At 42.9% G+C, this 13,401-nt stretch carries 9 protein-coding genes; all 9 read right to left on the reverse strand.

Annotated features, from left to right (window positions below; genetic code table 11):
- Positions 1–8: 8 nt before the first annotated feature.
- Complete coding sequence (locus J4N25_RS25025; protein WP_369410885.1) at positions 9–1,211, reverse strand: n-acyl-d-glucosamine 2-epimerase; 1,203 nt, start codon at positions 1,209–1,211, stop codon at positions 9–11.
- Complete coding sequence (locus J4N25_RS25030; RefSeq protein WP_207424633.1) at positions 1,204–2,145, reverse strand: DUF4434 domain-containing protein; 942 nt, start codon at positions 2,143–2,145, stop codon at positions 1,204–1,206. The genes J4N25_RS25025 and J4N25_RS25030 overlap by 8 nt, the downstream gene beginning before the upstream one ends.
- 2 nt (positions 2,146–2,147) lie before the next feature.
- The gene (locus tag J4N25_RS25035; RefSeq protein WP_207424634.1) at positions 2,148–2,885 is read right to left on the reverse strand and encodes a GDSL-type esterase/lipase family protein; all 738 of its coding nucleotides are present in this window, start codon (positions 2,883–2,885) and stop codon (positions 2,148–2,150) included.
- Position 2,886: 1 nt separating this feature from the next.
- Positions 2,887–3,561 (reverse strand): GDSL-type esterase/lipase family protein, encoded by a 675-nt coding sequence (locus tag J4N25_RS25040; protein ID WP_207424635.1) that lies wholly within the window; start codon positions 3,559–3,561, stop codon positions 2,887–2,889.
- Between the two features lies 1 nt (position 3,562).
- A complete protein-coding gene (locus tag J4N25_RS25045; RefSeq protein WP_207424636.1) occupies positions 3,563–5,410 on the reverse strand; it encodes a sodium:solute symporter family protein in 1,848 nt (615 codons plus the stop codon).
- Between the two features lie 51 nt (positions 5,411–5,461).
- Complete coding sequence (locus J4N25_RS25050) at positions 5,462–7,297, reverse strand: FAD-dependent oxidoreductase (RefSeq protein ID WP_207424637.1); 1,836 nt, start codon at positions 7,295–7,297, stop codon at positions 5,462–5,464.
- Between the two features lie 72 nt (positions 7,298–7,369).
- Entirely contained in the window at positions 7,370–8,278 is a 909-nt protein-coding gene (locus J4N25_RS25055; RefSeq protein WP_207424638.1) for a DUF5017 domain-containing protein, read from the reverse strand.
- 16 nt (positions 8,279–8,294) lie between these two features.
- Entirely contained in the window at positions 8,295–10,091 is a 1,797-nt protein-coding gene (locus tag J4N25_RS25060) for a RagB/SusD family nutrient uptake outer membrane protein (RefSeq protein ID WP_207424639.1), read from the reverse strand.
- A 16-nt stretch (positions 10,092–10,107) separates the two neighbouring features.
- Complete coding sequence (locus J4N25_RS25065; protein ID WP_207424640.1) at positions 10,108–13,290, reverse strand: SusC/RagA family TonB-linked outer membrane protein; 3,183 nt, start codon at positions 13,288–13,290, stop codon at positions 10,108–10,110.
- Positions 13,291–13,401 lie beyond the last annotated feature (111 nt).

Here is a 13,401-nt window from a genome sequence, read left to right on the forward strand (position 1 = left end):
AATAGAGTTTAAACTGAAGTAATAACTTCTTTTTTATTGGCTGTTAACACATCCTTCTCCAGCGTTCTCCAAACTTGCATTAAGCCTCTTGGTATATGGAAGCAGCCTTTCCACTTGCCGCCTTTCAAAGGCAGGAGAACCTCTCCCCTTCTATTCAGATAGCCGAACCATTCGCCGTACTGTTCATCCCGGAAATGGTTCCAGGTGTATTGATGCAATTTCTCAAACCAATGTTTTGCCTGCTCATTTCCCGTAAGCTGATAAGCTTTTGCCATGCACACCAGCGCCTCTACATGTACCCACCATAGTTTCTGATCCCATTCAAGCTGTTGCGGAGGATAGCCCTTAATATCCTTGAAGTAAAGGATGCCCCCGAATTCATCATCCCATCCATACTCTATTGCTCTTAGAGCAATCTCAATCGTCTTATCGACAAGCTTCTGGTCTTTTAATCTTACTCCAAGATCCATGATGAACCACATAGCCTCTATAACATGACCAGGGTTCAATAAGCGTCCTTCGAAACAGTCGGCGAAGCTGCCGTCCGTATAGACGTTTTCGAGGATCAGGCCGCTTTCCTCCTGGTAGAATATATTCATCACCTCATTAATGACATCATGAATTAGATTGTTCACCAGTTCAGGATCCAGCAGGTGCTCTAGCTCCAGCGACAAATTGCTTAAGATCATGGGCAGGGAGAAGTTCTTGAGGTCGCGCGTTCCGGGATAGATCTTGCTATAGATCCCCTTGGTATTATTCCTTCGTTTCAAGATATTTTCGAAGGTACTTTTCGCTATATCAGCATACTCATCTTTACCGTTTGCTTTGTAGAGAGCAGCAAACCCCATGGTAGCGAAGCAGTCTGAAAAAATATTATAAGGCTGCACGAGCGGCTGCCCATGCTGATTTAAAGAAAAGTACCAGTTTCCTTCAGAATCACGGCCATGTTTTTTAAGAAATCTGGCTCCATGCTCGGCCATGTCAAGCCACTCCTGCCTTGTTTCAACTGTATTGAACAAGGTAGAAAACATCCAGACTTGCCTTCCCTGCAGCCAGATAAATTTATCTTTATCGAACACCTTACCGAATTGATCCAGACAAGTGAAGTATCCCCCTGCATCATTATCCATTGAGTGGTCCATCCAAAAAGGAATTATATTCTGCAGTAATTCCTCTTTATACATTTTGCTGTAATTCTTCATCTTATCCATGTGCCAATTGTTCTAGGTATTCTTTGTATCTGTTATATAAATGTCCCGCCTGCAGGTAAGCAGACTGTGGGCTCATAAAATGTGAAAATTCAAATGTGATTGCTTTTTCATATCCTGCTTTCCGGGCAGCTTCAAGTTTTAACCTCAATTTTTCGAACTTGATAGGCAGGAATTTAATAGGCATGTCGCGGTCAAAGGACTCTGCATTGGTCCAGCATTGAAGTCCATATTTGTCGGCCATACTTTTATTGACTGCGAAAAAGTCCTCCAACTCATGGTATTCGATATGTCCATCCTGGAATGCAACGGCATCAACGGCTCCCTGCACACCATCAAATATTTCGCTCCATTCTTTTTCATGCTCGGAGAGGGAAACTGCATCTTCTTTGGTTAAGCTTCCTGAGGCTGCCATTACTGCTTTTTTACCATCTATCCATGGGGAAATAAAAGTGGGTAGGCCCTTACTCACAGCCTTGCATTGAAGGCCTAGCGTACGAAATGCTTCAGTTGCCCCTTTGGTCCGGCGACTGATCTCCATACTCAAGTACCAGCCTCCGAAACTTTTGTAGTGACCGTATTTCTGCCATACCTCATCTATTACAAACCGGTTTGAATCTATTTCATGAGAAAGATTACCGGTGTCCCAGTATAAGCCGCTGTCATAAAGGCCAAAGTAAAACTTCATTCCGTACTTGTCGGCCAGCTGCAGGTACATCTCGACCAGGTCAACCGGCGGCTGGTAACAGCCAAACTCCTTCTGCAGGAATTGAGACGGATAAGTGATGAAGCGGCGATAACCACTGCGAATTAGGATCACAGTATCTATCCCGATGGCTTTCATATAGGAAAAATCGCGATCCCATTCTTCCCGTCCCCAGTTCTGGTGCGGAATATCATGAGAGATCTCATCTAAAAAGGTGCCTGTAATCTTCATTCTTATAAATATTTCTGTGACTTTAAATAATTCGCCCAAGTGATATAGGCTTCGGGTTTTAAGTGGATTCCATCGCGACTAAGCTCTTCACGGAGCTGGCCGTCGGGTGCGGCTACCAAAGGGTGGAGGTTTATCCAGATTAAATGCTCAGCTGCCGCCAGCTCCTTGGTTCTTTTATTCAGCTCGGTAACAAGAGGGCTGATATTTTTTAGATAAGACGCAGTTGTCATGCTTTCGCGTACAGGAAGTACACTCTGTATATACAGTGTTGTTTTAGGAGACTCCCTTTTAACCCTGGTGATAATTCTCTTGTAGTTATTCACGATCACATCGATGGGAAGCCTTCTGGAGAGATCATTTATTCCGATTAGAAGAAAAATCTTCCGGGGTTTTGTAGCGAGGACCTCGTCTAAGCGGGCAAGCACACCGAAGGTATTATCCCCACCTATACCACGATTAATGATATTATGATTGTCAAACACTTCCTGCCATTCGCCATGTTCGGTAATGCTGTTTCCCAGAAAAACTATGGGATGCTTGAAGTGGTGCGACTTTCTGAAGAACTCGGTCCTTTGCTGGTAATGCGCGTGGTTATAATTACTATCAATTTTTGCCAGAGGCTTTGAAACCGGCGTTTGCGCAAATGCATTGTTAGGCAGTAATAGCCCTGACAATACCAATAGGCACCATGCTGTAAGGTTTTTGCCGTATTTATTTTTACTTATTTGCCTGTTCGTCATCTTACAATAGCTTTAATTTTTTAAGATAATCGGCCCAAAGGATGTAGGCTGCAAACCGCAGGTGGAGCCCATCAGTACTTAAGTCTTTCCTCAACTGCTTTTTTTCGTCCACAAAAACCGGATGGAGGTCGACATAACTTACCTTGTATTGCTGGCAGATCACTTTCATCCTGTTGTTTACCTCGTTCACCTTCTCGTTACTCAGCTTTTCGTAAGACTTGGGCAGCATGGCCATATTAAGCGGTAAAAGGCTCTGCAAATACAGCTTTGTTTTCGGTGATTCAGCCTGTACTTTTTTAATCAGCCGCACATAATTGTTAGCAATAACTTCTACAGGCATTCCTCTTTTGAGATCATTGATGCCGATGAGTACGAATATTTTGGAAGGCTTTGAGGACAGCACCTCATCCAGTCTTGCCAGCACACCAAAAGTTACATCCCCGCTAATCCCGCGATTGAGCACGTGCTTTTTATGTACTACTTCCTGCCACTCGCCCTGTTCTGTTATACTGTTTCCAAGAAATACGATTTCTTTCTTGTGATCTGGAAGTTTCCTGAAAAAATCTGACCGTAGCTGGTACCAGGAGTTCTGATAACTACTGTCTATAGTTGTTGTGTCTTGAGCAAAGCCAGCTGCACTGCCCAAGATCAATAATGCTGATAGTAACTTTCTCATATTAACGACTAGCAAATTCAACATCTGCTTCTTTTAATTTATCCCACCAGAACTTCTTCAACCAAATACTTGTAAGGATAAGGACACCGCTCCAGATCACCATTTGCGTATTCTCCCTGATCATAAAATAGATGGGTATAACCACTTGCGACATCTGCCAGATAATGCCCACTATAATATTGCTCATATCCCTTTGAAAATCCTTGTTCGGTTTAAATCCCGGATCTTCGCGCATTACTTCTTCCTTAATCGGTCCCCAAAAGCCCCATGGACGGGTTTTTCTGTAAAACTCCTTAACATCCTCCCGATTAGGCAAAGGCTCGAGGTAGGTTCCGACAATGCAGCCCAAGGCCGAAACGAGTAGGATTACCGGAAACACGTAGATATCCACAATGTCGGGGAAGGCGAAAAGCTTGATGGTAGAGGCGATAAGTCCGAACAACATACCCCAGAAATATCCCATTCCTGTAAAGCGCCACCACACCCACTTCAGAACATTCGCGGCTACATATCCACCATAAAGGGCAGAGGTAAGCCATAATGTCAATTTTGTAAGGGAAGAGGCGTTAAAACCAAAGATTATTCCTACTACCACAAGCAAAACAGAAGAGATAATGCTCAGGCGTATATACTTGGCGTTCGAAGCATGTGGATTTATATACTTTTTATAAATATCGTTTACAATGTACGCGGGAGCAGAGTTAACAAAGGCTGAGAAGGTACCCATAAAGGCCGATAAAAAACCTGCAAGAACGAGCCCTTTCAATCCCGTTGGCACAAACTGATTGATCGAAAGTGGCAATACTTTCTCGAAATCAATATTGCTCCCCATCTTACCCATTTCAGGACCGAGGTAAACTAATCCCAGGACGGCGAAGGAGGCCACCATCAGGTAGCGCGGAATATACATTACAAAAATTGTCGAGAAACTCATTTTTGCAGCTTCGGAGGGAGTACGGGCAGAAAGCACACGCTGCATATCATAACTTGGAACAGGTCCGGCAATTGAAGCAAATATGCCCTTGAAGAGCATCATCATAAACAACGCGCCAAACATGCCAAAACCATCAGTGGCGATTTTTTCGCTAACGTTAGGCAGAGAAGTTTTACTCCAGTCCAGATCCAGTTTCCATCCAAAAGAAAGATCAGACCATCCGGCCGGAATTGCTGCCTGTATCTGTTCGGCAGTAACCGAAGTATAGGCAATATAGCCGATAGCAAAGCATGAGAGGGTCATAATGATGAACTGAAGTATTTCTGTTGCAACCACACTGTACATTCCCCCTTTCACCGTATAGATTGTAGTTAGAAGGCAAATTATAAGGGAGTAACTCCTTTCCGAAGAAAGATGATATCCAGCGATATTGGCGCTAAGGTCCCAGGGAAGGATTGAAGTACAATACTTGCCAATCCCTTCAAAAAAATAAGCAATAAACCCAACTACACTTATGACTGCAAAGATGACGATGATGATATGAGAAAGCTTTGCACCTCTACCGTCTCCGAAACGGAAGGTGATCCATTGGGCACCTGTCATCACTCCGGATCGCCGCATCCATATTGCCAGGTAAACAAAAATAAAAACCTGGTTCCAAACTGGCCATAACCAGGGGATCCACGCGCTTTTTAACCCATAAATAAAGAGGATACTTACAGTCCACATAGTGCCGGAGGTATCGAACATACCGCTGGCATTACTTAGACCCAGGTAATACCACTTCATTGTGTTCCCTCCAAGGAAATACGAATTCAGGTCCTTCGACGCTTTTTTCGAGATGTAGAAACCCAATAGGAGGATCCCTACGATGTAGGTCATAATGATAGTGATATCAATAAAACTTAATGACATGTGTTAATGATTAATGTGTTAAAAAGCGTAGTGCGAATATTGAAGGAGATACTAGCGGATAATCGCTCCAGTAAAATCGACCTTTAAACTAAATGGATTAAGATACCTGTCAAGAAGAACAGCAGTTTGCCTTCGGTTTAGTGCAGAGTCTCCCCGGAGAGAACTTCCGGCCTCAGATATTATCTTATCTAACTGAACTTGCTTATTAACCAGAGAGATCTGCTCTGCAAGGAAATTCAGTGTAAGTGGCTGTCCCGATGCCTGCACCTGATTCAACTCCGGATAATACGTTTTAAGCCCGGTGACCAACTCGTGCTCACTAATCTCCCTGTCGGGGTAGAACCATGTTTGATTTGCCCATTTATAAGCCAGCCCTGTACCTTTCAATATACCAGTAGTTCCAATCCTTTGTATAGCCTGAAAATCCTTATCCTCAGGTTTAACATCTATAAAAGGCATCAGATAGCCCTTTGAATTTAGCAAAGCCTGTTGAACATGACGGATATCTACCTGTGCCGGCTGAACATTATCCTTAATTGCTGTTGCTGCCAATGCTCCCGCTGCCTGCCCAATTGTTAGTACTACCGGTTGAAGACGAGTTGCACCATTCACAATATTGCTTACACTAATACTCTTTTCGGCAACGATCAAACCCTCGGTACTTTCAGGGATCAATGAACCTAAAGGAACATTGTAAGAAGGCACTTTTATCTTGACAAAATCAATTTTTGGTGCAGAAGGATTCTTCAAATGATGATGATCGATGGTATAATCGCCTACTGCAATCCCTGTACGATAAAGAGCTTCCTTTTGATCGTAGGGCTTCGCAACATGATTCAATGTGAGCGTTACCAAACCTTTCACCCTTCTTGACTCGCGATGATACGGGATCATCGGAAGTTTGTCCTTAGTTGGGTATTCATCCGCTATGCCGAGGTGTTTGTATCCCAGTTCTGTTTGCAGGTAATAAAGGAATCTAAGTGTGTGCAGCTTCGCTTCCTTAAGAGCAATTACTCTCTCTTCAGATGATTTTTCAATAATATTAAGATAAATATCATTACCAAACTTCGGCCAATTGATCATGTACTTGTCATTCGGCAGCCGTCCATACTGCATCATTTGATAGCAGTTATTGTCTGCAGAACCAAATGCAGCCGGATCGGACACATCGCAACTACCTTTAAAGTCGTTTGCGTTATAACCTGCCGGCTTAGCAATGGTCTTGTCAGCTCCTTTTCCATAATCCTTAAGTGTTACCACATAAGTCATATCCTGGATAATATTGTTTGCTTTTTCGGGCGCGAACTCCTCACCTGTATCAAAGCGGCTGTCCATTCCTATCCGGTAACGGGCCCCGGCTGCAGCCATCACATCTCCTAGTTCGGTTGCATCAATGAGGATCTTTGCCTGGATTGTTTTCTTTTTACCATTCGAAATCACGGTCAGTTTCCAGTATCCATCATTCCTTTTTACCTCCTTCCAGGTGGTATTGTACCAGATACTAAGATTCGGATTTCGCGCAAGCTCTTTAAGAATCTTGTTTCCTGTTGCAGGCTCGAACAGGGTGTTGCTTACCCATCCTGTTTCAACAGCTTTGGGGCCTCCATAGTAGTCATAAAGTTTTTGACGGAACTCGCCCCACAAGCCCGCCGGAAGATTATGATTACCATCAATCGCGGAGACCCCAGCTGAAGTTAACATGCCACCTAACCACTGAGTTTCTTCTATGATCAGCGTTTTAACCCCCATTCGCGCTGATTGAATTCCTGCTGTTGTTCCGCTAGCCCCTCCACCCACAATCAGCACATCAGTGCTAAGCGTTTGTGCAGCAGCAGTAAGGGAGCAAAGGAAAAAAAGGAGGGCAATCAGAGGAGTTAAAAGACGCATATGAGATTTATTTCTACTAAATAACGATATTATTACTAAAGATACAACTACTTATTTAATTTTTTTAAAAAGTTATTTTATTGTCAAACGGATCGTTTTAACCTTCGTTTCCTGTCCCTGATTATTAGCATTGTTAGCCACAAACGTGACGTCGTACTGGCCGGGGGAAGGGAATTTATATTTGAAGGACCGCATAGGCTTATCCAGAAAAGTTTTAATTGCTGTACCCAGGTCTGGATTTACAGTAGTTGGATAGAGCGCTTTAGATATAGCCCAGTCTTCTGACCGCGTAATGGTTCCGCTTACTGGCGCATAAAAAAGTACAGGTGCAGTGGCCTGAATAGTCCATCTGGTGGGATGGGCAAAATCAACATTTAACCAACCTGCTGTGCTGATAGTAGCAGCTGAAAGGACTGTATTGTCTGGCAGAGTATTGGTTAAATTAAAGGCATAAATCCGCCAGGTGCGTTGAGATGCCGGACTTATAGGCTGACCAATATATCTATAAGCAAAATACATTGGTTTTCCCTGTACAGCCAAATCAGAGACGTCGACTTTGCTGCTAACTACCCGTGCCCCTGACGCTCCCGCTGCAGCCGAGGACAAGGTAAACCGGCTGGTGATGTCTGTCCAGGTAGCGGCTTTTACATTTGTGGAATCATACGTGTTATTAAAGTCGGTAGATACCAAAACGCTTAAGTTATTTGCTTGAGAACCGAATAATACCTGAGTTTCCATGTTCAACTCCAGCTTTCCTACGGCTTCTATGCGGTTCTTAAATTCGTACATCTTACCCCTTTCGCCAGAATAGAAGGTAACAATATCTGCATCTCCCTGGAAATTGAAAGTAACTGAGTCCTGAGTGGTGTATTCGGTTCCATTGACTGACACATCAAAATCAGGAATACTCACCTCTTCTTTAGTGCATGCAACTACCGATGCTACTGCAAGCATGCCTATTATTTTTTTAAACTTGTTCATAAAGTTGCATTTGAAATTACCATCCTGGATTTTGGATCAAACTCTGATTAAGTGAAACCTCTTTTGAGGGAATTGCCAAAAGCGTGTCGCGGTTAGAGATATTTTGCCCTGAGCGAGCCGCGTAAACGTAATTGGCTGGGGCAGTTGTGGCGATTTCGTTCGCAAGGTTCTTCATAACCGGAACCCATTGACCCCATCTTACAAGGTCAAATCTTCTTAATCCCTCGAAACCTAGCTCCCGCGATCTTTCAGCACGAATTACCTCCCGGAAGGCATCTCGGTTTGCTGTCATTTCTGGAGTAAGCACGCCATCAACAGTGTATATTTCAGCTGTTGCAGTTGCTCCGCTTCCCGGATTACCCGGCCCGGGATCAAAAGTGATGGTTGGAATAGTATTATAACCTAAGCCGATTTCATTTAAAGTTACAGATGTAACTTTTCCGCCGGATACCGTTGCTGTAGCTGTTGCCCCAGAGCCTGGTCCGCCAATGACTACTGTAGGAGCGGTAGCATATCCACTGCCTCCATTAGTTAAAGTAATTGTTTTAAGGGGCCGGGCATACGCCCGCCTGCGGACAGTATTTACAGCGGCGATACCATCCACTGTAGGACCATTGATTTCATTATCGGCTTCTGCAAACATTAGCAGAACATCTGAATAACGAAGCAGGGGAAAGTTGATAGCAGTAGTATTAAGGAATTTCGGACCAGCTGTTTCATACTCTCTTCTCCATTTTGCAGCAAACCTGGCATAATTTGTTAGTGTTGGTGGAGTATAGACTTTGCCTCCCTCGCCATTGTAGGTATAGTTGCTTACAGACCAATCCTTGCGGACATCGCCAGCTTCAAAAAGTTTGACATAACGATCAGTAGGGTGCTGAACACCATAACTAAAACCGATGGTCTTGGTAAAAATTTCAGAATTTGGCGTCCCGATTCCATTAACTCCTCCAACTGCACCGCCTTCGTCCTGAGTTCCATTTTTAAGACCAAATTCCACCTCCCAAATCACCTCCTTTTTATCGTATTGGTCTGCAGCCATCTTCTTAAACACATCCTTGTAATCAGGATTAAGGTTGTGTCCATTTGCTGCTTCCATTACTTTGGCAGCCCACTTGCGCGCCTCGGCATAACGACTTACATCCCTTAAAGGAGCTCCCGCCATTTTAAGGTTTACGCGGGCCAGGATCCCCCAGACAGCAGACTTGCTTACCCTTCCTGTATAGTTATACTTATCAATGCCATTTACAGAATCGGCCGCAATTTCCATGTCCTTTACAATTTGCTCATAAATAGTTTTATATGGAGTTTTAGCGATGTTGACATCATTCGGATCTTTGGCTGCCGTTAAACGCATGGGAACACTGCCCCAATTTTGAACGAGCAGGAAATAATAATATGCCCTTAAAAATAGCGCTTCACCTTTGGCTACCCTACGCTTTTCGGTTGTCAAATTGGATTTATCAATGTTATCCAGAAGCATATTAGCTCTGTTGATCCCATCATATAAGGTGTTCCAGGTTGCTGTTAATTTAATATCACCCGGATCGTAGTTGAACAAGGCCACATCCTGGGTCCAACTTGATGAAGCAGGGAAGCTTTCATCACTAACGTCCATCTCAAAGTAGAGATATCTGCCATAGGTGGCTGTTTTACCTAATACATCGTAAACACCCGTCAACGCCGTATTGATATCCTCATCTGTTTTGTAGTAATTTGAGGGAGAAAGAGAATCGGGAGTTACATCCAGAAAGTTCTTACATGAAGCGAAGAGCAAGCTTCCCGCAATCAGGCTGTATATAAATCTTTTCATAATCATGTTCTTAATCTTAAAATTTAGCGTTCAAGCCTAAGGTTAGGGTTCTTGCACGAGGATATGCTGAATAATCAAATCCTGGAGTAAGAGCACTGTTACGCACAGAAACCTCAGGGTCATAACCAGAATAATTTGTCCAGGTATACAGGTTTTGTGCTGTCAGAGTAAGCCCGAGACTGCTTACCTGAATGGCTTTACTAAGCCTTTGGGGCAATGTGTATCCCAGAGCCACGGTTTTTAATCTAAGGAACGATCCGTCTTCTATTATTCTTGTTGAATAAGCTTTCATAGTTGATCCTCTTACAGCAGGAATATCCGAATCAGGATTTTCGGGAGACCAACGGTTTGCATAAGTTGCATACTGGTTGGTATTATATTTATACCCAGATTCGAGCATCAGACGATTTGCGTTCAACACATCATTCCCGTAAGACCATTGGAAGAATACATTTAAGCTGAAGCCCTTATAGTTGAAATTATTTGTGAATCCTCCTGTATGCTTTGGATAAGGCTGACCAATAATAACCTTATCTTTTTCATCAATAACAAGGTCACCATTAACATCGCGGTATTTGATATCTCCCGGTTGCACACTTGCTCTGGCCTCACCATTGGCGGTGATATCATTCTTTAATGTATAGGTATTTCCCGTTTTTACAAAGTCTTCATACTTGTAAGTACCATCCCAGATATATCCGTAGAATTGAGATATAGGCTTATCAAGCATTGCTACATACGGAAAGATATTCACCCAGTCATCCCCCCAGTATTGGGATGTAAGCATATAATTTTGATTCTCAGTAAGGCCTAAGACTTTATTACGGTTGAAGGAAATATTGAACTGGGAGTTCCAGCTAAAGTTCTTGTTCTTAACAGGGTTTGCCGAAAGCGTTAACTCTAAACCTTCATTCCTTACTTTTCCAATATTTTTAGTTGCCTTACTGTATCCGATAGACGCGGGTAGGTCGGCATTTAAAAGAAGGTCGGATGTGTTCTTTCTATAAATATCGGCAGTTAAGGAAATCCGGTCCTGTAAGAATCCCAGGTCAAGCCCGATATCTGTTTGAGTTGTAGTTTCCCACTTCAGATCACTATTACCTAGACTTGCAGGGACACTACCATAAGTAGCGGTATTGTTGAACATATAACCACTGGTGGTAGTCAAAGCTAATAGCGGAAATGCTGCATAGTTTCCAACTCCATTATTACCTGTGCGGCCCCACGAAGTTCTAAGCTTGCCATTAGACAAAACAGGATTGCTCTTTAAAAATTTCTCTCTCCCAAAAACCCAGGCAAATGAACCTGAAGGGAAATAACCCCAGCGGTTATTTGGAAAACGGGAAGAACCATCTGCACGATAACTGGCAGTGAAAAGATATTTGGAATTAATATTATAGTTTAACCTTGCAAAACCAGACGCAAGGTAATTTTCTGAGCCGGCAGAAGCAATATTATTAAAAGTACCCTCATCTAAACCATTAAGCCCAAGGCCTTCATTGGGAAGAAGAACAGATGTACCGCCGAAAGTGGAATTCTTGTTACCCTCAAAGGAGAAACCTCCAACAGCGGTTAATAAATCTTTTTTGTTAATACGCTTATTATAGGTCAGAGTATTGGTATTTTGCCATGAATTGCTATTCAAAAAAGTCCTTGAACCGTTTACTCTAAAGTTTGTTTGAGGATTACCGAACCTCGACATGGAACCGTTGAACACATCATACCTCCTGACACCATTGCTGTACCCGCCCATTACCTTGAACTTCAACGCCTTGCTTAACGTGAATTCGGCGTAGCCATTCGTATTAAAGCTGTTGCTATAATTTTCTCTTAACTCGTTCTGTGTAGTGAGAACAGGATTAAAGCGAAAGTCATTTGCAGTGGCAACCTCGGGATCTACGGGCAATTCAAGTAATTGATCGATGGTTACATTTCCATTTGTCGTGATCGGTCGATATGCCCAAACGTTAAATAGCAAGTTTATTTCATTATTATACGACCCCGTTGAGGAAGGAGAACCATAATTTTTAAGGTAGGAATAATTTCCATTAAACCCTACTTTAAGGATTTTAGAAACTTCCTGATCGAGAGCAACCCGGCCTTGAGTCCTGTTAAACCCTGAATTTAAAATTATACCATCCTGGGAAAGTGTAGAAAGAGAGGCGGAGTACTTTGTCTTCTCGTTACCGCCAGTTAAAGAGAGATAGTAGTTCTGCATTGCTGCATCCTTCTTCGTTACCTGGTCCTCCCAATTGACTCCCTTTACATTGCGGTACTTCTCCAGATCCAACACCATCTTATTACTTACGGGATCTTTTTCCCCGTAAATGAGCGGCGTTTTGTCGGGATCTATTTCATTCTGCATTTTAACAAATTCCATGGGACTTAATACCTCCATCCGCTTCTTGTTATTCTGAACGCCGTAGTAGCCATCAAAAGTAATAACAGACCTTCCCGCTTTTCCTCTTTTAGTGGTGACCATCACAACCCCATTAGCACCCCTTGCACCCCAAATTGCCGTAGCAGAAGCATCTTTCAGAATATCTATTGACTCTATATCATTTAAATCAATCGTATTTAATGGATTAACCGCCGAATTTGCAACATCCTCCATCGGAAAACCATCAATTACAAATAAAGGGTAGTTATTCTGTGTAATAGAATTATAGCCACGCACTACAATATCCACGGGTGCACCAGGTTGGCCTTCGCTGGAGGTAACCCTAACACCGGCAACCCTTCCTGCCAAAGCTTCGTCTAATGATTTAACCGGGCTTTTTTGCATATCTTCAATAGGAACACTTCCAACAGAGCCTGTAAGATCTGCACGGCGGGCGGTACCGAAACCTACAACCACCACTTCATTTAATTTAGATGCACTTTCGGCAAGAGAGACATTTACAACGGCTTTATCACCTAAGGCAATTTCTTTTGTTGTGAAACCGATATAAGAAAAAACCAATACAGAATTAGCCGAACTTAGGTTCAATCTATATTTACCATTAACATCTGTACTTACCCCTCTGGCCTCTCCCTTCACCTTAACCGAAACACCAATCAAAGCTTCCCCTTTGGAGTCAGTAACAGTCCCTGTAATGATCCTTGTCTGAGCCCGGGCCCCGTTGTATTGACAAAGCATGAGAACAACTGCCAGGAGAACGTGCAACAGCTGATCTTTTTTTGTAATTAGTTTTCGCATAACATACGATTAAGATTAATGAGTACTTTTTATTGGATTATTGGAAAAGGATTCCTTTTCCAGATGCGCGCATAACAAACATAGAAAAAGAAATCAACTTTTTAAAAAAAA

The organism is Desertivirga brevis (genome assembly GCF_017355835.1).